Below are 23,595 nucleotides of genomic sequence, written 5' to 3'. Positions count from 1 at the left end.
TTGTGGATAAGATAGATAAAATGTGTATAAAGAGGGGTTGAGCAAGTGGACACTATGCGGGAAATAGTGGATAAACTAGTGGATAACGATAGAATCTATGAACAAGCTGTGGATATCCTGAATTCCGGGGGGATTGTTGCCTTTCCGACTGAAACAGTTTACGGTTTGGGAGCCATTGCGACTGACGAGCAAGCAGTACAGCGGATCTTCGAAGCGAAAGGAAGACCTTCAGATAATCCGCTGATCGTACATATTGGGAACCAGTCAGACATTGAAAAATACGCAACCGATATCCCAGAAATTGCAAACATATTAATGAAAGCATTTTGGCCAGGACCATTGACATTAATTATGAAGAAAAAGCCTGGGGTCATTGCAGATGTCGTCACGGCTGGACTTAGTACAGTAGCCATCCGCATGCCAGATCACCCGATAGCGTTGGCCTTACTACGCAAATTAGACCAGCCGTTAGCAGCACCGAGTGCAAATCGTAGCGGCAAGCCAAGCCCGACGGAAGCGGATCATGTCTTTCATGATTTAATTGGTAGAGTTCCGTTGATTTTGGATGGTGGTGAGACAGGGGTAGGCCTTGAATCCACCATTTTGGATATCACGGTTACACCGCCTGTCATTTTGCGGCCGGGCGGTATTACGAAGGAGCAATTGGAGGATTTGATTGGCACAGTCCATATGGCCACGTTACCTGCAGATCAAACGTCAACACCTCGTGCGCCGGGAATGAAATATATCCATTACGCACCTGAAGCACCGCTGTTGATCATCGAGCCGAATGCGAATTCTATTACCCATGCGCTAAAGACCATTCATCAACAAAATAAACGTGTCGCAATCATCGGACCTGATGAGTTATACACAGAACAAGCGGATTGGTACTTTTCCACAGGCTCCATCCATAGTCGTGAAGCGATGGCATCAAGTCTTTATAAAGCAATTCGTCAATGCGACAATACAGAGGCAGATATGATTCTCGCCGTTGAGACTGATCATTCGGGTATCGGTGCAGCGGTTATGAATCGTCTAGATAAAGCATCAGACGGCAAGCGTTTCACCGAATAACATTTCGTTAATGATGAATAGCCTCCTTCAGCAACCGCATAGGATGAGTATATGCGAGACTTGCGAGGGGGCTTATTTTTTGATAGAAATCATAGCGGCTATCGTTACAACGATCGATATACTAATCGTCTATACATTTCTCCAACTGCGGCGAGGTCGATTGATGATCTTGCTGTGGACTACTATACTTAATATGTTGCTACCACTTATCGGTTTCTACGCAGGGGAATGGGCGATGATCTATTTCGCAGGATGGGGCCATGCGCTCTCGAGTGTACTGCTTTCACTCATCGGACTTCACATTCTTCTCGCGGACAGCGATCAAGCGTCAGTGGTCAATAGAATCTCCCCGTTTTTCTTAGCACTGATCGTCAGCGTGGATGCATTCGGGGTGAGTGTGACATTCGGTATGATGCAGCTGAATAAATGGCTGTTTATTTTGGTATCGGGCTTCTTTTCTTTTACGTTTTCGGCTATTGCTTTCTTGTCCGCAGGCCGTCTGCATGTAATTAATGGGACATTTATTCGAAGGTTAGCAGGTATCGTATTCATATGTATGGGTGTATTGTCCTTTATTTATTAAAAATAGTGTATCTTTTCTCTCATAAATCCGTTATTCTGTAAAGTAGGTGAAGAAAATGAATATTTATTTTATTTGTACAGGCAACACATGTAGAAGTCCTTTGGCAGAAGCGTTAGTCAATCATGCCAATGTGCCAGGTATTACCGCGAAATCAGCAGGTATTCATGCGATAGATGGCTTGCCGATTTCCGCAAACTCCGCACAGTTGCTGACGGAAGAAAAAATCCCTTTTACTCCATATTCTAATGAAGTCAAGTCTGCTGATATGGAGTGGGCGGATATTGTTTTAACGATGACAGCGAATCATCGAGATTTCCTGCACAGTCGTTTTCCTGCAATGAAAGAAAAAGTGTTTACGTTAAAAGAATACGCGGGTACAATGACAGGTCTTGATGTGCATGATCCATATGGTGGTGATTTGGAAACCTACCGCACCACATTTCATGAGCTGACTCAACTCATTAACTCCGTCATCCGACAACAAGCGGAGGGGAACTTATGAACGAACCGAAAAAAGTAGGACTACGAGCGAAACTCGTCTTATTTATTGTGATTCTTGCAGTCATTACGTATACGACAAGTGCTGTATTCATTAACTGGGTACAGCCAACTTTCTTTCCAAATGTACGGCCATTCGTTTTTCAACTGCTTACATATGCGATGGGCATTATGTGGTCGGGTATTTTAGCGGCCATGTTCAGTACCATTTTGACCAAGCCGTTGCAACGTTTGGAAACTGCCGCTATGAAGGTGGCGGATGGGAAAATCGGTGCGGACATTCAGTTGCCGAACTCATCGGATGAAATTCATTCCGTTTCCAAAGCATTCCAGCAAGTGGTCGTCAATTTACGCAGCATTATTGAACAAATTGAATCCAACTTTCAAGCTACTGCCCAATCTGTCGATGAATTGACGAATGAGACAAGCGCTGCGTCCGGCCAATCCGATGCCATTGCGCGCACTATTGGTGAAATTTCCAATGGTGCAGAAAACACATCGGAGTCGATTCGGGAAACGGTCAATGCGATTGAAGATATTCGTCAACTGGCCGTGGAAGTCAATCATCGAGCGGGACAATCATCCGAGCAATCTAAAGTGATGTTAAAAGAATTACACGCGACAACGGAAATTTTCCGATCGGTATTAGCGGGGATTCATCAAATGAGCAATCAAAGCGAGCATTCATTGGAAACGATACAAGTACTAGATGAAAATGCGCATAAGATCAGCGAAATCGTGGAACTTGTCGGCAACATCGCGGGGCAGACAAACTTACTGGCGCTAAATGCTTCTATAGAAGCGGCGCGGGCGGGAGAGCATGGTAAAGGCTTCGCTGTCGTGGCAGAAGAAGTTCGTAACTTAGCGGATGAAAGTGCAAATGCCGTCCAGATGATTTCCGGACTTGTTCAAACGATCCAATCTGACGTCAAACAAGTCGTAGCGGAAATGAAGCAACAAGTAGAAACGGCATCGACTGAGGCTACACGTGCGACGAAAACAAATGAAAACGTTGAAACGATGACCGCCACCATTCAGACGATGGCACATTATGTAGAAGAAATTGGCCAAATCGTCAGCAACCAAATGCAGACGATCGAGCTTACGGCCAAGCAGTCGCTAGAAGTAGCGATGATTGCAGAGCATACTTCAGCGGGAGCAGAAGAAGTTCGCGCGGCCACGGAAGAGCAGGTAGCGTCTATAGATCAAACGAAAAATAAGGCGTTGGAGCTGAAGGAACAATCGGAAGAGTTGTACAAAGTGATCCGGAAGTTCGACCGAACGCCCGTGTAATAAATCATGACGATGCTGAGGTGTTTTACGCTCTGGATCGTTTTTTTTTTATTTGTGAAGCGGGGGTCAAGGTACTCGCGCAGATCCGATAGGTGGAAAATTCCGAATTAAGCGCCTGATCTTCTTCATGCGACGAGGTGAATACGACTTCGTAGTCCCAAAACACGTACGATGATTTCGTTTTATTCATATAACATTCGTCTTTATGACAAAACTTCAACGTTTCAAAATGAAAATTTCAAAAAGAGTACAGTAAAACCGATGATTTTTTTATTGAACAATGATAGAATAAGCGATAAGTAAAAATAGAAATGAGGGTGCGCAGTGAAAGTTGCAATTTCTTCAGACCACGGAGGCAACAATCTCCGAAAAGAGATCACCAATCTATTAACCGAACTCGACATAGAATATATCGACTACGGACCGGATGCCGACACTTCCGTCGATTATCCAGACTATGTAGTACCCGTAGCGAATGACGTCGTAGCGGGGAAAGTAGACCGCGGAATCTTGATTTGCGGCACAGGAATCGGCATGTCCATTTCTGCCAATAAAATCAAAGGAATCCGTTGCGCGCTCGTTCATGATGTATTTAGCGCTAAAGCAACACGCGAACATAATGATTCCAACATGTTAGCAATGGGGGAACGTGTTATTGGACCAGGGCTGGCACGAGAAATCGTTAGCACTTGGCTTGAAACAGAATTTGAAGGCGGCCGTCATGAGCGCCGTATAAATAAAATGATGGAACTTGAAAAGAACTAAAGAAAGCAGGTGGAACAAGTGGATGCCATTCAATTATGGAAACTGCAGCTAGAACAAGCATTGACCGAATTTGCCGAACAAGCACCACCTGCCGAAGATACGATTTTCGTCGTCGGCTGTTCTACTTCTGAAGTGGCAGGTGCACGCATCGGCACGAACGGCGCACTTGAAATAGGAGAGGCTTTATTCGCACCGCTCCAAGCGTTCGCGGATAAATACCATGTACATTTAGCTTTCCAAGGCTGCGAGCATATCAACCGTGCAATCACATTGGAACGCAAGACGGCGCAGCAATTTCATTTGGAACCTGTATCCGTCGTACCCGTTTTTAAGGCGGGTGGCTCGATGTCTACCTATGCATACAAGCAATTTAGCGATCCCGTCGTAGTAGAATCGGTGCAAGCAAATGCGGGTATCGACATCGGACAAACGTTAATTGGCATGCAAATGAAGCCGGTTGTAGTACCGATCCGCACGTCGATTAATAAAATCGGTGAAGCGGTCATCACACTTGCGACCACTCGTCCAAAATTAATTGGCGGAAGTCGTGCGAAATACGAATAAACCGTGTACAATACAAGAAAATATAAAACTATCAAAAAAAGGGGATACTATCCAATGGACTTAAGCAATGTACAACGCGAAGATGCAGCAATTTATGAGGCAATCATGGCTGAAAAGAAGCGTCAAAACTCGAACATCGAATTAATCGCATCTGAAAACTTCGTAACGGAAGCAGTAATGGAAGCGCAAGGATCATACTTGACGAATAAATATGCTGAAGGATATCCAGGCAAGCGTTACTATGGCGGATGTGAGCACGTAGACGTAGTCGAAAACATTGCACGCGATCGCGTTAAAGAAATTTTCGGTGCGGCATATGCAAACGTACAGCCACACTCTGGCGCACAAGCCAACATGGCTGTATACTTCACAGCGCTTGAGCCGGGCGACACAGTTCTTGGGATGAACCTTTCCCACGGAGGCCACTTAACACACGGTTCACCAGTTAACTTCTCCGGAAAGCTTTATAATTTCGTAGATTACGGTGTAACAAAAGAAGAAGAAGTAATCGACTATGAAGATGTGCGCCAAAAAGCGCTTGAGCACAAGCCGAAAATGATCGTTGCGGGTGCAAGTGCATACCCACGTGCAATCGACTTTGCAAAATTCCGTGAAATTGCGGATGAAGTCGGTGCATACTTGATGGTAGATATGGCACACATTGCGGGTCTAGTCGCAGTAGGTGAGCATCAAAACCCAGTTCCACACGCACACTTCGTGACATCCACAACGCATAAAACATTGCGCGGACCACGTGGCGGTATCATTCTATTGAATGAAGAAACAGCTGAAGAATTTGGCAAGAAAATTGACAAAACCGTATTCCCAGGCGTTCAGGGTGGTCCTTTAATGCATGTCATCGCTGCAAAAGCGGTAGCGTTCAAAGAAGTATTGGATCCTTCATTCAAAGAATATGCACAACAAGTGAAGAAAAACGCTGTAGCATTGGCTGAAAAACTACAATCAGAAGGTATCGACGTTGTTTCTGGCGGCACAGACAACCACATCGTACTAGTAAAGCTGAAATCACTTGAGCTAACAGGAAAAGTAGCAGAGCATGTATTGGACGAGATCGGTATTACAGTAAATAAAAACACTGTACCATTCGATACAGAAGGTCCATTCATCACTTCTGGTATCCGCATCGGTACACCGGCTGTTACCACTCGTGGTTTCGTAGAAGAAGACATGGTGGAAGTGGGACGTATCATCGCAACATTATTGAAAAACCACGAAGACCCATCAGCAAAAGACGAAGCACGCAAAGCTGTTACAGCTCTAACAGACCAGCATCCTCTATATAAGTAAAAAAACTAACGCCTTGACCTTGTGTCAGGCGTTTTTTTATGTGGTGGCGGGTGTTTATGGGCGGATATTGGGGGGTATAGAGCGGTTGGACTGGTTGATAGAGCGCTCAGGCGGAAGGATAGAGCGGTTGGCCTGGTTGATAGAGCGCTCAGGCGGAAGGATAGAGCGGATCGACCAGCTTATAGAGCGATTCCCAAAGAAGTATGATTCTTCGCAAAATTAAATATCCCCCTCACATTATTTTCATTACGACAAATCACACAAGTTCACTGCGCTTGACGATCGATTTCTGTTATAATGTACAAGATATTCCGAAAAGGAGCGATACCAATGGGAAAAGTACATGTATTTGATCATCCATTAATTCAGCACAAACTGACGTTTATACGAAAGGCCGATACAGGAACGAAAGAATTTCGCGAGCTTGTGAACGAATTAGCCACACTTATGGCGTTTGAAATTACACGGGATCTTCCAACACAGGAAATTACGATTCAAACACCTGTCTGCGAAGCTAAATCTCGTATCTTGGCAGGGAAGAAATTGGGGATTGTTCCGATTTTACGTGCGGGAATTGGCATGGTAGACGGCATCATCGATTTAATTCCGGCTGCAAAAGTGGGACATGTTGGATTATTCCGCGACCCAGAAACTTTAAAGCCTGTTGAATACTTCGTAAAGTTACCTTCTGACGTGGCGGAGCGCGAATTCATCGTAGTGGATCCGATGCTAGCGACAGGTGGAACGGCGGTCGAAGCAATCAATTCGATGAAAAAGCGTGGCGCGGTGAACATTAAATTTATGTGCTTAGTCGCTGCACCTGAAGGCGTCGAAGTGCTGACGAAAGCTCATCCGGACGTGGACGTGTATATCGCAGCGCTTGACGAAAAGCTGGACGAACACGGCTATATCGTCCCTGGACTAGGTGACGCGGGTGACCGTTTGTTCGGCACGAAATAATGGAGGGATCATTCATTGACTAAGAAATGGAAAGTGATGACGATATTCGGTACGAGGCCGGAAGCTATTAAAATGGCGCCGCTTGTTCTTGAACTAGAAAAGCACCCCGATGAAATCGAATCCATCGTGACAGTCACTGCGCAGCATCGTCAAATGCTGGATCAAGTGCTGGAAACTTTTAACATCACACCAGACTATGATTTGAATATTATGAAAGACCGTCAAACACTCATCGATGTGGCAACACGAGGCCTTGAAGGTTTGGACAAAGTAATGAAAGAAGCGCAACCGGATATCGTGCTTGTCCACGGTGATACATCGACGACGTTTATCGGGAGTCTCGCTGCGTTTTATAATCAAATTTCGGTTGGTCACGTTGAAGCAGGATTACGTACGTGGAATAAGTTTTCACCGTATCCTGAAGAAATGAATCGCCAACTGACGGGCGTTATTGCGGATCTTCATTTTTCACCAACTGAGAAATCAGCGCAAAATTTACTAGATGAAGGTAAAAACAAAGAGCGCATCTATGTCACAGGCAACACGGCAATCGACGCGTTGAAAACGACGGTAGATCCTGAATACCATCATCCGATTTTCGATCAGCTTGGAGACGATCGTTTGGTGCTATTGACGGCACACCGACGTGAAAACCTCGGTGAACCAATGCGCAATATGTTCCGTGCAATCAATCGTTTGCTCGACAAACACGATGATATTCAAGTGATCTATCCGGTACACATGAATCCGGCTGTACGTGAAGTGGCGGATGAACTGCTAGGCGACAACGACCGCATTCATCTGATCGAACCGCTAGAAGTGTTGGACTTCCATAACTTCGCAGCGCGTTCGCACATCATCCTCACAGATTCAGGCGGTATCCAAGAAGAAGCACCTTCGCTTGGAAAACCTGTCATTGTTTTGCGGGATACAACCGAGCGCCCGGAAGGTATCGATGCGGGGACACTGCGTTTAGCGGGAACAGAAGAAGAAAACATCTTCCAACTAGCCGACGCACTGTTGTCCGATGATGCGGAATACGAAAAAATGTCCAAGGCCCACAACCCATATGGCGATGGCCACGCATCAGCACGAATAGTAGAGTCCCTACTCAAGTATTTACATTCACTATAAGACTCAAAACAGCAGAGAGCTTCCATCTGCTGTTTTTTTCTTTGCAAAAAAGTTGTTAAGACAAGAGAGGGAAGGGGGCTTGTAGCTGGGATTGAAGCTCCAGCTGAGGACGCTTTCCGAAGGGCGTGGCTTGCCCAGAGGGAGCTCGCGACCTGGTTGGCTCACCGCGGACCCATGGAAAAGCTTCCCCTTCGAGGCACCAATCCCTACCCCCGACACCCCGTCAGCATTTCATAGTAATAAACCCATGTACCCCAGAACATTTCATTCTAAAAACACTAACAATATTCCACTCTAAAAAAACAATAAAGTAACCATATATAGCCAGAAAACAAATATGTCGAATGTTTGACAAAGAGAACACATTGTGAATTTATTCACCTGAATCAATTGACATAAAAAACCCTCTATTGTATGCTAACAAAGGGTAAGATTGATAAGGAACTCATACATAAATTGAGTACAGAAATCATGTTTCGTAGGTTTCAAGTCTTCACTCGGAAGCGCTACTTCCTAACACATTGTAGACGTCGCACATGGCAACGTCACCTGGTGGACGGAAAAGGCGATTCACTTACAATTTCCAGATTTCTTCACAAGGAATCTATGTCGTTGAAAAATCTCAAAACGACAAAGACTCAACACTCGACACAAGTCGGGAATTACTGAACACTTCAGACGCTGTAATCCAAAATACGAATTGGGAGAATCGACAATGCAAAGTATGCAGGAAATTTTCAAACAGCAGAAGAAGAGTTTCTTTTTTTTGCTTGCATTGTTCGTGCTCGGTTGGTTCTTCTTGGACTACCGGACAATCTTCGCTGGGCTCATCTTAGGTTCACTTTTCGGTATGTATAACTTTTGGATTCTCGTTCGACGGATGGAACGGTTTGACCGCTCTATCGATGAAGGGAAGCGAGCGAAGTCATTAGGTATGGGCTTACGTTTTGCATCAGGTGTAGGGGCTACGGCCATTGCACTCGTTATGCCGGAGGAGTTTGATCTGATCAGCACGGTAATCGGGTTAATGATACCCTATGCATTGCTGTTTACTGGTCATCTGCTGTTCCATTGGAAGCAATGACACTTTACTAGCAAGGGGAGGTGAACAAAAACGTGAATCATGAAAATCCACAGTTTATTTTATTCGGAATCGGGTTTAACCCATCGAATATACTGATGTTATTTGTAACGTGTCTGATTGTCTTCCTGATTGCAGTTGCATCTACACGGCGGCTTCAAATGAAACCTACGGGTATGCAAAACTTCATGGAGTGGGTCATGGACTTTGTCAAAGGCATCATCAAAAATAACATGGACTGGAAAACGGGAGGCCGCTTCCACGTACTAGGCATCACTTTGATCATGTTTGTCTTCGTTGCAAATATGATTGGACTTCCATTCGCAATCGTATGGGATGACCAACTTTGGTGGAAATCACCGACAGCCGATCCAGTTATCACGTTAACCCTCGCTGCTACAGTTGTTGCGTTAACGCATTACTATGGTGTGAAACAGCTCGGAATGGGCAAGTACTTGAAATCATATTTCCAACCAATTCCATTCTTGGCACCACTAAAGATCATTGAGGAATTCGCAAACACGTTGACACTTGGTCTTCGTCTTTACGGTAACATTTTCGCAGGTGAAATCTTGATTGGTTTACTTGCAACATTGGGTGCTTCAAGCATCTTCGGTCTTGCCGGAGCTGTTATACCAGCACTTGCATGGCTCGGTTTCTCGGTATTCATCGGGGCGATCCAAGCATTTATCTTCGTTATGTTAACGATGGTCTATATGGCTCACAAAGTCAGCACAGATCACTAAACATATATTTACCCTGTTATCAGGGAACAAAACCACAAAGAATATTAGGAGGAAATACAAAATGGCAGGTATGGGTTTATTAGCAGCAGCTATTGCAGTTGGTCTAGGTGCACTTGGTGCAGGTATCGGTAACGGTTTAATCGTTTCTAAAACAGTTGAAGGGATCGCTCGTCAACCAGAAGCACGTGGCGTTCTACAAACAACAATGTTCATTGGTGTTGCATTGGTTGAGGCACTTCCAATCATCGCAACTGTTATCGCGTTTATCGTAATGAACAAATAATATTTGTGTTATATGGCGAAGCATGCAGTCTCGGTCTTCGCCATTGCTTTATGTCAACATTTAAACAACTGATAGATCTGAATAATAGAATGTTCCAATTAGAGTAAGAAACGAAAGAGTCATGAGCTCTTGAAGGGAGTGAAACAATCGTGTTGGATACCTTCGTCCTCTTATCAGCAAACGCTGACGCAGGATTTTTAGCAAGTTTAAACCAACGTCTAAATTTAGGCGACATTATCGTCACTGTAGTATTTTTCACGATTCTCATGGTACTTCTAAAGAAGTTTGCATGGGGTCCGTTAATGGGCGTGATGGATCAACGAGCGCAATTAATCGCTACGGAGATCGAACAAGCCGAAGCAAGTCGTCAAGAATCTGCAAAGCTTCTTGAAGAGCAACGTGCTCTATTAAAAGAAGCACGCGAAAGCGCACAATCTATCGTAGAGAATGCGAAGAAACAAGGTGACACTCAACGTGAAGAGCTGATTATGGCTGCACGCGCTGAAGCTAACCGTATGAAAGAATCTGCAACTCTTGAAATCGCTACTGAAAAAGAGAAAGCAGTTGCAGCAGTTCGCGAAGAATTCGTATCTCTTTCTATCTTGGCTGCGTCTAAGGTTCTTGGGAAAGAAATTTCTGAGGAAGACAACCGCGCATTGATTGAAGAAACGATTGTGAAGGCAGGCGAAGGGCGATGAGCCAATCGGTAATCGCAAAACGCTATGCCGTTGCATTATTTGAAGCAGCACAGGAAAAGCAACAAACGCTTTCCGTGCAAGCTGATCTAAAAGAATTGCAAAAAGTATTCGCTGATGAAAAGCAATTTGACGAGTTATTAATTTCGCCAAAGTTTTCTATTGAGAAGAAGAAAGAATTGATTGGGCAACTTTTCAGTGGAGCAAACCAACTTGTATTGAACACACTATATGTGTTGATCGATGCAGGCCGTATTGAAGAAATAAGCAATCTAATCGAAGACTTCCAGGAACTCGCTAACGAAGCTTCCGGAGTTGCCGAAGCGAAAGTCTACTCTACACGTTTGCTTTCAATTGAAGAAAGTACAGCTATCTCTACTGCCTTTGCGCACAAAGTAGGAAAACAATCATTGCATATCGAGAACATTATTGATCCAAGCTTGATCGGTGGCATTCGCCTTCAGATCGGCAACCAAATTTACGACAGTAGTGTCAGTGCAAAGCTGGCGCGTCTGGAACGTCAATTAATCAATTAATTTGAATTAAGAGGGGTGACATACATGGGCATCAAAGCTGAGGAAATTAGCGGTCTGATCAAACAACAGATCGAAAATTATCAGTCTGAAATGGAAGTAAGTGAAACAGGTACTGTAATCCGTGTAGGTGACGGTATCGCACTTGCTCATGGCCTCGACAATGTCATGGCGGGGGAACTTCTTGAGTTCTCTACCGGCGTAATGGGTCTGGCACAAAACTTGGAAGCGAACAACGTAGGTATCGTTATCCTTGGGCCATACACAGACATTAAAGAAGGCGATGAAGTTCGTCGTACAGGCCGTATTATGGAAGTACCAGTCGGAGAAGAATTGATCGGACGTGTAGTCAATTCACTTGGACAACCGGTTGATGGACTAGGTCCAATCAATACAACAAAAACTCGCCCTATCGAAAGCCCTGCACAAGGGGTTATGGCGCGTAAATCAGTTCACGAACCATTGCAAACAGGAATCAAAGCGATTGACGCTCTAGTTCCAATCGGCCGTGGACAACGTGAATTAATCATCGGTGACCGTCAAACAGGTAAAACGACTGTTGCAATTGACGCAATCCTAAACCAAGCAGACCAAGACATGATCTGTATCTATGTTGCAATTGGTCAAAAAGAATCTACTGTTCGTGGAGTTGTTGAAACTCTACGCAGAAACGGTGCGCTCGATTACACAATCGTCGTTACTGCATCTGCATCAAGCCCGTCGCCAATGTTATTCTTGGCACCATATACAGGCATTACGATGGCAGAAGAATTCATGTTCGAAGGCAAGCACGTGCTAATCGTTTATGATGATCTATCTAAACAAGCAGCAGCTTACCGTGAACTGTCCTTGCTACTTCGTCGTCCTCCAGGTCGTGAAGCATATCCAGGGGATGTCTTCTACCTACACAGCCGCCTACTTGAGCGTGCTGCAAAGTTGAATGACGAACTAGGAGCAGGATCTATTACAGCATTGCCGTTCGTTGAGACACAAGCGGGAGATATCTCTGCTTATATCCCAACAAACGTAATTTCTATTACAGACGGACAAATCTTCTTGCAGTCTGACCTATTCTTCTCAGGTGTACGTCCAGCGATCAACGCCGGTCTTTCCGTATCCCGTGTTGGTGGATCAGCGCAAATTAAAGCAATGAAGAAAGTTGCCGGTACACTTCGTTTGGACTTGGCAGCATTCCGTGAACTAGAAGCATTCTCACAATTCGGTTCGGATCTTGACCCTACTACGAGAGCGAAACTGGACCGCGGTCACCGCACAGTTGAAATCTTGAAGCAGGACTTGAACAAGCCGTTGAAAGTCGAATACCAAGTAATCAGTCTATATGCACTGACACGCGGTTACCTCGACGATATTCCAGTAAGAGACGTATTGCGTTTTGAAAGTGAAATCACTAGCTGGTTAGAATCCAACCATACGGAAGTGTATGATCATATCCGTACAACGAAAGATCTTCCAGCTGATGACGTAATGAGCGCAGCGTTCAACGAATTCAAGAAAAACTTTGTGACTTCTGAAGCTTAATCTTATCTGATTCTCAGATAAGGCCTCCGGCGGATGTCAGGGATTTTGTAGGGAGTTAATTGCACAAGTGCAATTCAAAATCCAGACGCAATCACGCCGAGGCGAGATTGATTTATTTAATGGATCTTAAAATAAAGGTGGTGAATAGCCAGTGGCGTCCTTACGCGAGATAGAAAGCCGTATTGCTTCAACAAAAAAGACGAGTCAAATCACGAGAGCGATGCAAATGGTATCTGCTTCCAAGCTGAACCGTGCTGAAGTCAATGCGAAGAAATTCGTACCTTACATGGATAAAGTAGAAGAAGTGGTTGGTGCCATTGCAGCCGTAACGAAAGATTCCGGACATCCTCTATTAACTGCACGTCCCGTAAAGAAGTCTGCGTACATCGTAGTCACTTCCGACCGTGGTCTTGTTGGTGGATATAACTCGCACATTTTCCGTGCCGTTACTCGTGCAATCGAACAACGCCATAAATCGAAAGATGAAGTGGTCATTATCGCGATCGGTCGTAAAGGCTATGAATTCTTTGACCGTCTAGGTTACAAGGTTGAAGAAAGCCTGATCGGACTTTCGGATCACCCTCGTTTTGAAGAAGTAAAAGATATCGCGAATCGGGCTGTTGGCATGTTCACAGAAGGCGTTTATGATGAAGTGTACTTGTATTACAATCACTTCATCTCCGCCATCTCCAACGAAGCAACTGAACGTAAATTGCTTCCACTCACAGATATTTCATCTGTATCAGCTTCATCATCTTATGAGTTCGAGCCTTCAGCTGAAGCGATTCTCGAAACACTTCTCCCGCAATACACGGAGAGCCTCATTTATGGAGCGGTACTCGATGGAAAAGCGAGCGAACATGCTTCCAGTATGACAGCGATGAAGACGGCGACAGACAATGCGTCTGACCTAATCGATTCGTTAACATTACAATTTAACCGCGCTCGTCAAGCAGCGATCACTCAGGAAATCACTGAAATCGTAGCCGGCGTAGCAGCACTCGAATAATAGATTTGAAACAGTAAGACAGGAGGGAAAAGCATGAGTAATGGACATATTCTTCAAGTTATGGGTCCAGTTGTTGACGTAAAGTTTGAAAACGGACAACTTCCAGAGATCTATAACGCATTGAAGGTTAATATCGATCGTTCCAACGGAGTGGTTGAAGTATTGACTTTAGAAGTAGCACTTCACCTTGGTGATGATGCAGTTCGTACGATTGCGATGTCCTCGACAGATGGTCTGAAACGCGGTACGTCAGTTATTAATACAGGCGCACCAATTTCTGTTCCAGTCGGCGACGTTACACTCGGACGTGTATTTAACGTACTAGGTGAGGAAATTGACCTGCGTGAGCCAGTTCCTGCTGATTCACAACGTGACCCAATTCACCGTTCTGCACCAACATTCGAATTCCTTTCTACAGAGGTAGAAATTCTTGAAACAGGAATTAAAGTAGTTGACTTGCTAGCACCATACATCAAGGGTGGTAAAATCGGACTCTTCGGTGGTGCTGGAGTTGGTAAAACAGTTCTAATTCAGGAATTAATCAACAACATCGCACAAGAACACGGTGGTATTTCCGTATTCGCTGGTGTTGGAGAGCGTACGCGTGAAGGAAATGACTTGTACTTTGAAATGACAGATTCAGGCGTTATCAAGAAAACGGCAATGGTATTCGGTCAAATGAACGAGCCACCAGGCGCACGTATGCGTGTAGCACTTTCTGGCTTGACTATGGCTGAATATTTCCGTGATGAGCAAGGACAAGACGTTCTATTGTTCATCGATAACATCTTCCGCTTTACACAAGCAGGTTCTGAAGTTTCTGCACTTCTTGGACGTATGCCTTCTGCGGTTGGTTACCAGCCGACATTGGCAACTGAAATGGGTCAGTTACAAGAGCGAATCACTTCTACAAATAAAGGATCGGTTACATCGATCCAAGCAATCTACGTACCAGCGGATGACTATACGGATCCAGCTCCGGCAACAACTTTCGCTCACTTAGATGCAACAACGAACTTGGAGCGTAAACTTTCAGAGATGGGTATCTACCCAGCTGTTGATCCACTAGCTTCTTCTTCACGTGCATTGAGTGCAGAAATCGTTGGACCGGAACACTACCGTGTAGCACGTGAAGTACAAACAACTCTTCAACGATACCGTGAATTGCAAGATATCATCGCAATCTTAGGTATGGACGAGTTAGATGAAGATGACAAGCAGGTCGTTGATCGCGCGCGTCGTATTCAGTTCTTCTTGTCACAAAACTTCCACGTTGCTGAGCAGTTTACAGGACAAAAAGGTTCGTACGTTCCAGTTCCTGAAACAATCAAAGGCTTTGCTGAAATTCTAGAAGGTAAGTATGATCACTTACCGGAAGATGCTTTCCGTTTAGTTGGACGTATCGAAGAAGTTATCGAAAAAGCAAAAGCAATGGGTGTAGAAGTCTAAGAAAAGGGACCAGGAGGGAAAAAAATGAGTAAAATCAAAGTGAATATCGTCACTCCCGACGGCCCTGTTGTTGAAATGGATGCGAACATGGTGATTGCAGTTACCGAAGCTGGTGAGATCGGGGTTCTACCCGGTCACATCGCGATGGTCGCGCCGCTTCAAATTGGTGCACTTCGCCTAAAAACAGATGGCAAAACAGAAACAGTCGCAGTCCACGGAGGCTTCATCGAGGTCCGTCCTGAAGTTGTCACTGTATTGGCACAGAGTGCGGAACTGGCTGAGTCCATTGATATTGCACGTGCAAAGAAAGCTGCTGAAAAGGCTGAACAAGATCTTCAGAACAAAACTGACGCCCTTAGTCAAAAATTAGCAGAGCTTGATTTAAAACGTGCTATCAACCGCATGCAAGTGTATGAGCAACGTATTTAATCTATAAATGAAATGGGCGGACAGACAATCTCTGTCTGCCCTTTTTCTCTATATCCTAGAAAAGAGGAGTGGAAACGATGGACAGCATGCTAGGGAGCAATCCATTACTCGCGATCGTATCGCATATATTCTTCATCGGCATAAGTTTCGTCGCTCTACAGGCAATCTTGCCAGAAAACATCATACGGAAAAACCGCGTGTTCCAAACACAACTTTTGTTTATTTTGTTAAGTATTGCTATCGGCTCCACCGTATCAAAATTCTTTTTAGACATATCCTACTGGTCAGGAAGATGGGCAACTTGGTTTTGATTTCCTCCAGCTGAAGCTCTATCGGTATGACCGACGGAATACAGAACTCTAGCTGAAGGAAATTAAAACAGAAGTTCAAGATATGGTGTGGTTTTTTTACATGAATAAGTAAAGACTAAATAATTCACTGCTTGTCAACAACTGAGACGTAAATCTCAAAACGCTTTCTATTTTGCTTAAACTGTAATATACATGTAATAAAAATATCACCCATTGCGTGTAAAATGTAAAATTAGCGGGTAATAACAGTAATGTTGCTATAAATGAATGATCAAATGCAATCACTTTGTGTCAGATCCCCACATATACTACATCACGCAAGAAATAACACAAAACTGCGCCGGAAGTTACTTGTTTAGTAAGGTTTTCCAAGGTACAATAGTATATGTTTTATATGTGGAATTTGAATTTAACAAATGAACTGCAACACCAATGAAAATGTTTATAGACGATTACTGATAATAGGCTGTGGGTGAAGGATAAATTGGACTCGGAGGGGCTACTGGTGGAAAAAATTATTATTAACGGCGGACGGACTTTACAAGGGAACGTACGTGTAGAAGGTGCGAAGAACGCGGTATTACCGATCTTGGCTGCTGCTTTATTAGCATCTGAAGGAGTGAATGTCATTCGTGACGTTCCAAATCTATCAGATGTACGGACGATTAATGAAGTGCTTAAAAGTTTGAACGCAAAAATCACGCATGATCCGGAAAAAGGGGAAGTCATCGTAGATTCACGTGGAAGACTAGCGGACGAAGCACAATTTGAATTTGTACGTAAAATGCGCGCATCCATTTTAGTAATGGGACCGTTACTAGCGCGTAACGGATTCGCGCGTGTCGCATTGCCAGGAGGCTGTGCAATTGGTTCAAGACCTATTGACCAACATTTGAAAGGCTTCGAAGCGATGGGAGCAGAAATTACATTTGGACATGGTCATGTGGAAGCGAAAGTAAACGGCCGATTAAAAGGCGCAAAAATCTACTTGGATTTCCCAAGTGTAGGCGCAACAGAAAATATTATGACGGCTGCTGCTCTTGCTGAAGGTACAACCATCATTGAAAACGCTGCTAAAGAACCTGAAATCGTCGACTTGGCGAATTTCATTAATGAAATGGGCGGTAAAGTAGTAGGTGCGGGTACGGATAATATTCGTATCGAAGGTGTAACGACAATGTATGCATCGACTCACCATATTATTCCCGATCGTATCGAAGCTGGGACATTCATGGTAGCTGCAGCCATTACGGGTGGAGACGTGACAATCGACAACGCAGTACCAGAACACTCTACAGCATTAATTTCCAAATTGACGGAAATGGGCGTAGAAATCACGCAGTTGGATGAAGGAATTCGTGTGAGAGCGAATCATCCACTTAAGGCAGTCGATTTGAAGACTATGCCGCATCCAGGTTTCCCAACTGATATGCAATCACAAATGATGGCATTGATGTTAACAGCTACCGGTATCGGTGTGTTAACGGAAACTGTATTTGAAAATCGTTTTATGCACGTTGAAGAATTCCGCCGTATGAACGCGGATGTAAAAATCGAAGGACGTTCTGTTATTGTTTCAGGTCCTTCAAAAATCCAAGGTGCGGAAGTCGCAGCCACAGACTTGCGTGCCGCTGCATCACTCATCCTAGCCGGACTCGTAGCAGAAGGCGTGACACGTGTGACTGAATTAATTCACTTGGATCGCGGTTATGTAGACTTCGATAAGAAGCTCAAAGCACTAGGTGCAGACATAACACGTGTCTCAACTGAACAAGAAGTTACGGAATCTCAATTAGTATAAAGATCGAAGCCATGAACAGTTTGCTGTTCATGGTTTTTTCATTCTTCACGATGAATACACAATCTCCTCACAACATATAGTCCAGTATGTACAAAAAACTATTGCTTTTATTCATCATTCTCACATTATTTTTTATTCCGGTTCTAGTAAGACAAGCGCCAGAATTCAAACTGGTAGACCAACGAGAGGAGAAGTACTGCGATGTGCTGATCACAGTCATAGGTGTGGACGAGCCGATTCCGCTTGAAGAGTATGTGGTCGGAGTGGTAGCAGGTGAGATGCCAGCCGATTTTCATCCAGAAGCACTGAAAGCGCAAGTCATTGCAGCCCGCACATATGCCGCCAGAAACACCGATAAAGGAATCAAGCCGATTGCTAAAGATGTCTCCGCGCAAGTTTACCGTACGGAAGCTGAACGTAAAGAGCGCTGGGGCAAGTCGTTCAAGGACAATGAAAAGAAAGTTCGCCAGGCTGCGAAAGAGACGCAAGGTCAAATTATTGTGTACGGAGAAGAAATTATATCGGCCATGTTCTTCTCTACATCTAATGGCAAAACGGAAGCCGCGCAAAACTTCAGCGGCAATCCGGTCGAATATTTGCAGAGCGTTGAAAGTCCCGGAGAAGAAGAGGTAGCGCCTACCGTGGAGCGCAAGCAAGAACTAACATTGACCGAATGGAATCGGAAACTAGGTTTCAACTGGGGCGCCAATCAATTTCGAGAGCTGAAGCTTGTCCGCAATCAAACCGGACGTGTCCAGAAAATCATAGCGGGACAATATGAAGCGAGCGGACGGCAAATTCGAGAAAAACTTCATTTGGCTTCAACTGATTTCAATATTGCGTATGACATTAACAACCAAATCGTCCATATTACGACCGTTGGCTATGGCCATGGCGTCGGGATGAGTCAATACGGTGCAGAAGCCTTCGCACAAAAAGGATGGACCGCAGATCAAATCGTGTCACACTATTATACAGGCACGAAAATCCAAAAAATAAATTTACCTGAAGATCGATGTTTAAAATCCCCGTAACTTGCAAAGAATGCAAGTGAGGTGATGAATATGCGAGAAGAAAAACCAAAGGCCCCTTCTCAGGAGAACAAGAAAACGAAGAACGGCTGGTTCTGGCCTGCCATTTATACGAGCGTAGCGCTTTTATTCATCGGCATGGTATGGGGATACACCGCATTGACGACGGAAGATTCTGTCCCGTCTGAAGTGGCAAAAGTAGATCAGCCAAAAGAAAGCGGTACGGTAGAAACAAACGCAACAAAAGAAACACTGAAGTATCCATTCGATGAAAGCAAAGTAGAGCAAGTCGCCATCTTACAAGAATTTTATGATGCAGAAGCAGACGAAGCAGTGCGTGAGAAAGCACTACTCGTATTCAACCAGACGTACGTCACCAGCAAAGGACTTTCTCTATCGATGGAGGGTGAACCATTCGAAGCCGTAGCGGCAATGAGTGGAACAGTCGAAGAAGTCATCGTGGATTCATTCAAAGGAACAGAAGTTAGATTGAAACACGCGGATGGTAAGACGACGATTTACGGTTCATTAACGGGCGTACTCGTTAAAGAAGGCGACGTCGTCCAACAAGGACAAGTGCTTGCCACGACCACTCAGAATGAATGGAACCCTGAAGCAGGCGTCCACTTGCAATTTGAAATCCAGCAAGATGGCGTATCTGTAAACCCACACGATTTCCTAGCATTTTAATACGTAGCACTCAAGCCATTCCAGCCCCCGGAATGGCTTTTTTCATATGTTGATACATGTTCGCATAGACTACATTAGTCAAAGGAGTGAATAGAGAAAGGAAGAGGGCGTGCACGAGCAAATTAGAAAACGCTGCGTACGACTGGGCAAGCTACTGATCGAGACCAACTTGACAGTGCGCGCGCTAGCCACTGCGACCGGCTACTCCAAAAGCACGGTCCACAAAGACTTGACCGAACGATTGCCAAATGTAGATCCATGCTTGTCACGGAAAGTCGCGGAAATTCTGGCCTACCACAAATCCATCCGCCACCTGCGCGGAGGAGAAGCCACCCGTCAAAAATGGAAAAATGAAACCGAAGCACAAAAAGCAGATGCCTAGCCACACTGAAAATGAAGCCGTAATATACTGTATCTATACAAACAGCCTAAAATTATGAAAAGCTATCCAGAGGAATGTATCTGGATAGCTTTTGTTTGATGGATTGTGTTCTGGGGTGGGAGGGGGGGTCGCTCAATCGTGCTCGCTATCCGCTCTATGTGGGTCCGCGGACGCTCAATGTGTTTCCTTACCCGCTCAATCGTGCTCGCTATCCGCTCTATGTGGGTCCGCGTGCGCTCAATGGGTTTCCTCACCCGCTCAATTGTGCGCGCTATCCGCTCTATGTGGGTCCGCGAGCGCTCAAAGTTTTTCCTCACCCGCTCAATCGTGCGCGCTATCCGCTCTATGTGGGTCCGCGTGCGCTCAAAGTGTTTCCTTACCCGCTCAATCGTGCGCGCTATCCGCTCTATATAAGCCCGCGAGCGCTCAATGTGTTTCCTCATCCGCTCAATGGTGCGCGCTATCCGCTCTATGTGGGTCCGCGAGCGCTCAAAGTTTTTCCTCACCCGCTCAATCGTGCGCGCTATCCGCTCTATGTGGGTCCGCGAGCGCTCAAAGTTTTTCCTCACCCGCTCAATGGTGCACGCTATCCGCTCTATGTAAGCCCGCGTGCGCTCAATGTGTTTCCTCACTCGCTCAATCGCCCGCGCCACCCGCTCAAAGCCAGTCCACGAACGCTCAATGCATCCCCCCACCCCCCAATCCAAAAACATGTATAATAAACACCAATCAAAGCAAACGGGAGGAATGCATCATGACGAAAAAATATATTCTGGCACTCGATCAAGGTACGACGAGCTCACGTGCAATTTTATTCGATAAAAAGGGCAACATCTTTCACACGGCGCAACAGGAATTCACGCAGTATTTTCCGCAGTCTGGCTGGGTGGAGCATAATGCGGATGAAATTTGGAGCTCGATTCTATCCGTCATTGCGGCGGTCATTTCTGAAAAAAACATTTCGGCCACGCAAATTGAAGCGATCGGTATTACCAATCAACGCGAAACGACCGTCGTCTGGGATAGGCATACTGGCGCTCCCGTGTACCATGCGATCGTTTGGCAATCCCGCCAGACAGCTGACATTTGTGAAGAACTAAAAGCAGCTGGACATCATGATGTATTCCGAGCGAAAACGGGCTTACTGATCGATTCGTATTTCTCCGGGACGAAAGTAAAGTGGATTTTGGACAACGTAGAAGGGGCGCGTGAAAAAGCGAACAACGGCGACTTGTTATTCGGCACCATCGATACATGGATCATCTGGAAACTATCCGGTGGCGAAGCGCATGTAACCGACTACTCCAACGCATCGCGTACACTCATGTACAATATTCATGACCTGCAGTGGGATGAAGAACTACTCAACCTATTAGACGTACCGAAAACGATGCTGCCAACCGTCTGCGAATCGTCCGAAATCTACACGCACACAGACACCAAGCATTTTTTCGGTCACGTAGCACCGATCGCGGGCATTGCGGGTGATCAGCAGGCGGCTTTATTCGGTCAGGCGTGCTTCGAAAGCGGCATGGTGAAGAACACCTATGGTACCGGTTGCTTCATGCTAATGAATACAGGAGATAAAGCCGTGACATCTGAAAACGGTTTACTGACGACAATCGCTTGGGGAATCGATGGGAAAGTGGAGTATGCACTGGAAGGCAGTATTTTCGTTGCGGGTTCCGCGATTCAATGGCTACGTGACGGACTGCGTATGTTCCGTAAAGCGTCGGAAACCGAAAGTTATGCGAAGCGCGTCCAATCTACTGACGGTGTCTACGTTGTACCGGCATTTGTCGGGCTCGGCACGCCGTACTGGGACAGCGACGTCAAAGGCGCAGTATTCGGCCTGACACGCGGTACGACGAAGGAGCATTTCGTACGGGCGACACTTGAGTCACTCGCGTATCAAACGAAAGACGTGCTGGACGCAATGGAAGCGGATTCTGGGATTTCATTGAAAACGTTACGGGTTGATGGGGGAGTAGTGAACAATAATTTCCTCATGCAATTTCAAGCAGATTTACTGAATGTGCCAGTCGAGCGTTCGACGATCAATGAGACGACGGCACTTGGCGCGGCCTATCTTGCGGGGCTAGCGGTAGGGTTTTGGAAGGATCGCAAGGAAATCGCAGACTACTGGCGTCTCGACCGACCTTTTGAGCCTAATATGGAAGAAGTTGTACGTGAAGATCTCTATAAAGGGTGGCAAAAAGCCATTCATGCAACGATTGCCTTTAAATAAATCATGAGCCGCCGCTAACTTGCTGGCGGCTTTTCGTTTTGACGACTGCCCTCGAACACTGCCAAATAAAGTAGAAATATGATATAATAAACAGCTAATGAGTGTTATCAGACAGGACGTACGAGGAAGGGGTCGAGGTCACGATGTTTTCAAAAGATATTGGGATAGACTTGGGTACCGCCAATGTATTGATATATGTGAAAGACGACGGTCTCGTCATCGATGAGCCGGCCGTCATTGCGATCGATAAACGTACCGATGAACCTGTGGCCTTTGGTGTAGAGGCATATCGAATGATTGGTCGTTCACCGGAATATATTCATATCATACGTCCAATGAAAGCTGGGAACATTGCGGAATTCGAAATGGCCCGTGTGTTGATCAGGCACTTCCTTGAAAAAGCGCTAGGAAAAAGCCGGCGTATCAAACCTCACGTTACGATTGGCTGTAAAGCGGATACGACGCGAGTGGAAAAAAGTGTGATCCGCCAAGTGGTGATGGGAGCCGGAGCCAAACAAGTCGTCATTGAGGAAGAATCAAAAGTGGCGGCGATTGGCACAGGTATGGATATATCTACGCCTTCAGGCAATATGATAGTCGATCTCGGTGCAGGCACGACAGATGCTTCCGTTCTTTCAATGGGAGAAATCGTCTCGTTTGAAAAAACGAATATCGGTGGCCTTCATTTTGATCAGTGTATCATCCAACATATTCGAAAAAAACATAATGTGTATATAGGAGAAAAAACAGCAGAACAAATGAAAAAAGACATGGGTCTTGTGTTGACGGATGGGGAGAAACCGAATGCTTTGAACGTACACGGTAGCGACCTCGCGACAGGTATTCCGAAAACAATTGAAGTGACGGCGGAAGAGATTCATCAGGCATTGCGTTTGCCGATTAGTAAAATCGTGGAGACGACAAGGAATGCACTGGAAGAAACACTACCGGAGCTTGCTGCGGATATTGCACAGCGCGGCATCCTATTAATCGGTGGCGGTGCATTGCTTCCGGGAATAGATACGTTATTATCCGAACATCTCCAAGTTCCGGTATTCATTGCGGAAAATGGGCTCACTTGTATTATAGATGGAACGGCCTTGCTCATGGAGTGGGATGGTAAAAGATCAACACGCATAATTTGACCTACCATCAGGCGGTAAGTAGTGTATACTAAAAACAACGA

26 protein-coding genes are annotated in these 23,595 nt (G+C 45.3%); 25 read left to right on the top strand and 1 reads right to left on the bottom strand.

Going from position 1 to position 23,595, the window contains the following annotated elements:
• Positions 1-45 precede the first annotated feature (45 nt).
• From CSV77_RS03210 to CSV77_RS03100, 23 genes are all read left to right on the top strand, one after another.
• On the top strand, positions 46-1,077 hold the full coding sequence (locus CSV77_RS03210; protein WP_199203698.1) for an L-threonylcarbamoyladenylate synthase: 1,032 nt from the start codon (positions 46-48) through the stop codon (positions 1,075-1,077).
• A gap of 79 nt (positions 1,078-1,156) precedes the next feature.
• Positions 1,157-1,660 (top strand): manganese efflux pump, encoded by a 504-nt coding sequence (locus CSV77_RS03205; protein ID WP_158232011.1) that lies wholly within the window; start codon positions 1,157-1,159, stop codon positions 1,658-1,660.
• Positions 1,661-1,715: 55 nt separating this feature from the next.
• Entirely contained in the window at positions 1,716-2,162 is a 447-nt protein-coding gene (locus tag CSV77_RS03200; RefSeq protein WP_099672266.1) for a low molecular weight protein arginine phosphatase, read from the top strand.
• Positions 2,159-3,451: a methyl-accepting chemotaxis protein gene (locus tag CSV77_RS03195; protein WP_099672265.1), complete on the top strand. Its 1,293-nt coding sequence runs from the start codon at positions 2,159-2,161 to the stop codon at positions 3,449-3,451. Before CSV77_RS03200 ends, CSV77_RS03195 begins: the two co-directional genes overlap by 4 nt.
• Before the next feature lie 324 nt (positions 3,452-3,775).
• A complete protein-coding gene (gene rpiB, locus CSV77_RS03190; RefSeq protein ID WP_099672264.1) occupies positions 3,776-4,216 on the top strand; it encodes a ribose 5-phosphate isomerase B in 441 nt (146 codons plus the stop codon).
• 18 nt (positions 4,217-4,234) lie between these two features.
• Complete coding sequence (locus CSV77_RS03185) at positions 4,235-4,780, top strand: TIGR01440 family protein (RefSeq protein ID WP_199203697.1); 546 nt, start codon at positions 4,235-4,237, stop codon at positions 4,778-4,780.
• Between the two features lie 54 nt (positions 4,781-4,834).
• The gene (gene glyA, locus CSV77_RS03180; RefSeq protein ID WP_099672262.1) at positions 4,835-6,088 is read left to right on the top strand and encodes a serine hydroxymethyltransferase; all 1,254 of its coding nucleotides are present in this window, start codon (positions 4,835-4,837) and stop codon (positions 6,086-6,088) included.
• Positions 6,089-6,418: 330 nt separating this feature from the next.
• Complete coding sequence (upp, locus tag CSV77_RS03175; RefSeq protein ID WP_085132710.1) at positions 6,419-7,048, top strand: uracil phosphoribosyltransferase; 630 nt, start codon at positions 6,419-6,421, stop codon at positions 7,046-7,048.
• A gap of 15 nt (positions 7,049-7,063) precedes the next feature.
• Positions 7,064-8,182 carry a non-hydrolyzing UDP-N-acetylglucosamine 2-epimerase gene (gene wecB / locus CSV77_RS03170; protein WP_099631254.1) on the top strand — a complete coding sequence of 373 codons (1,119 nt, stop codon included), beginning with the start codon at positions 7,064-7,066 and terminating at the stop codon, positions 8,180-8,182.
• 715 nt (positions 8,183-8,897) lie between these two features.
• Positions 8,898-9,266: an ATP synthase subunit I gene (locus tag CSV77_RS03165; RefSeq protein WP_099631255.1), complete on the top strand. Its 369-nt coding sequence runs from the start codon at positions 8,898-8,900 to the stop codon at positions 9,264-9,266.
• Positions 9,267-9,298: 32 nt separating this feature from the next.
• Positions 9,299-10,009, top strand: coding sequence for a F0F1 ATP synthase subunit A (gene atpB / locus CSV77_RS03160; protein ID WP_099631256.1), 711 nt, complete (start codon positions 9,299-9,301; stop codon positions 10,007-10,009).
• A gap of 70 nt (positions 10,010-10,079) precedes the next feature.
• Positions 10,080-10,292: a F0F1 ATP synthase subunit C gene (gene atpE / locus CSV77_RS03155; protein WP_029053447.1), complete on the top strand. Its 213-nt coding sequence runs from the start codon at positions 10,080-10,082 to the stop codon at positions 10,290-10,292.
• A gap of 146 nt (positions 10,293-10,438) precedes the next feature.
• Positions 10,439-10,990, top strand: coding sequence for a F0F1 ATP synthase subunit B (gene atpF, locus CSV77_RS03150; protein WP_369802736.1), 552 nt, complete (start codon positions 10,439-10,441; stop codon positions 10,988-10,990).
• Positions 10,987-11,523, top strand: a complete 537-nt coding sequence (locus CSV77_RS03145; RefSeq protein ID WP_099672261.1) for a F0F1 ATP synthase subunit delta — start codon at positions 10,987-10,989, stop codon at positions 11,521-11,523. The genes atpF and CSV77_RS03145 overlap by 4 nt, the downstream gene beginning before the upstream one ends.
• 24 nt (positions 11,524-11,547) lie before the next feature.
• Positions 11,548-13,059, top strand: a complete 1,512-nt coding sequence (gene atpA, locus CSV77_RS03140) for a F0F1 ATP synthase subunit alpha (protein WP_099672260.1) — start codon at positions 11,548-11,550, stop codon at positions 13,057-13,059.
• Positions 13,060-13,210: 151 nt separating this feature from the next.
• Entirely contained in the window at positions 13,211-14,068 is an 858-nt protein-coding gene (gene atpG, locus CSV77_RS03135) for an ATP synthase F1 subunit gamma (RefSeq protein ID WP_099672259.1), read from the top strand.
• A gap of 33 nt (positions 14,069-14,101) precedes the next feature.
• Complete coding sequence (gene atpD / locus CSV77_RS03130; protein WP_099631260.1) at positions 14,102-15,517, top strand: F0F1 ATP synthase subunit beta; 1,416 nt, start codon at positions 14,102-14,104, stop codon at positions 15,515-15,517.
• Positions 15,518-15,541: 24 nt separating this feature from the next.
• The gene (locus tag CSV77_RS03125) at positions 15,542-15,946 is read left to right on the top strand and encodes a F0F1 ATP synthase subunit epsilon (protein ID WP_099631261.1); all 405 of its coding nucleotides are present in this window, start codon (positions 15,542-15,544) and stop codon (positions 15,944-15,946) included.
• Positions 15,947-16,023: 77 nt separating this feature from the next.
• Positions 16,024-16,257, top strand: coding sequence for a DUF1146 family protein (locus CSV77_RS03120; protein WP_198166009.1), 234 nt, complete (start codon positions 16,024-16,026; stop codon positions 16,255-16,257).
• Positions 16,258-16,762: 505 nt separating this feature from the next.
• On the top strand, positions 16,763-18,058 hold the full coding sequence (murA, locus tag CSV77_RS03115; protein ID WP_099631262.1) for a UDP-N-acetylglucosamine 1-carboxyvinyltransferase: 1,296 nt from the start codon (positions 16,763-16,765) through the stop codon (positions 18,056-18,058).
• A 203-nt stretch (positions 18,059-18,261) separates the two neighbouring features.
• Positions 18,262-19,092: a stage II sporulation protein D gene (gene spoIID, locus CSV77_RS03110; RefSeq protein WP_233212160.1), complete on the top strand. Its 831-nt coding sequence runs from the start codon at positions 18,262-18,264 to the stop codon at positions 19,090-19,092.
• Positions 19,093-19,122: 30 nt separating this feature from the next.
• On the top strand, positions 19,123-19,779 hold the full coding sequence (locus CSV77_RS03105) for a M23 family metallopeptidase (protein ID WP_199203696.1): 657 nt from the start codon (positions 19,123-19,125) through the stop codon (positions 19,777-19,779).
• Between the two features lie 109 nt (positions 19,780-19,888).
• The gene (locus tag CSV77_RS03100; RefSeq protein ID WP_029053436.1) at positions 19,889-20,161 is read left to right on the top strand and encodes a sporulation transcriptional regulator SpoIIID; all 273 of its coding nucleotides are present in this window, start codon (positions 19,889-19,891) and stop codon (positions 20,159-20,161) included.
• A 62-nt stretch (positions 20,162-20,223) separates the two neighbouring features.
• On the opposite strand, the gene CSV77_RS17445 is transcribed toward CSV77_RS03100, so the two are convergent.
• Positions 20,224-20,874 carry a hypothetical protein gene (locus CSV77_RS17445; RefSeq protein ID WP_483315660.1) on the bottom strand — a complete coding sequence of 217 codons (651 nt, stop codon included), beginning with the start codon at positions 20,872-20,874 and terminating at the stop codon, positions 20,224-20,226.
• 41 nt (positions 20,875-20,915) lie between these two features.
• On the opposite strand from CSV77_RS17445, the gene glpK reads away from it, so the two are divergent.
• Positions 20,916-22,409: a glycerol kinase GlpK gene (gene glpK / locus CSV77_RS03095; RefSeq protein WP_099672258.1), complete on the top strand. Its 1,494-nt coding sequence runs from the start codon at positions 20,916-20,918 to the stop codon at positions 22,407-22,409.
• A 143-nt stretch (positions 22,410-22,552) separates the two neighbouring features.
• Complete coding sequence (mreB, locus tag CSV77_RS03090) at positions 22,553-23,554, top strand: rod shape-determining protein (protein WP_099672257.1); 1,002 nt, start codon at positions 22,553-22,555, stop codon at positions 23,552-23,554.
• Positions 23,555-23,595 lie beyond the last annotated feature (41 nt).

Origin of the sequence: Sporosarcina sp. P16b (assembly GCF_002743065.1) — a bacterium.
Taxonomy (GTDB): domain Bacteria; phylum Bacillota; class Bacilli; order Bacillales_A; family Planococcaceae; genus Sporosarcina.
This window is presented reverse-complemented; position numbering and strand designations above follow the sequence as displayed.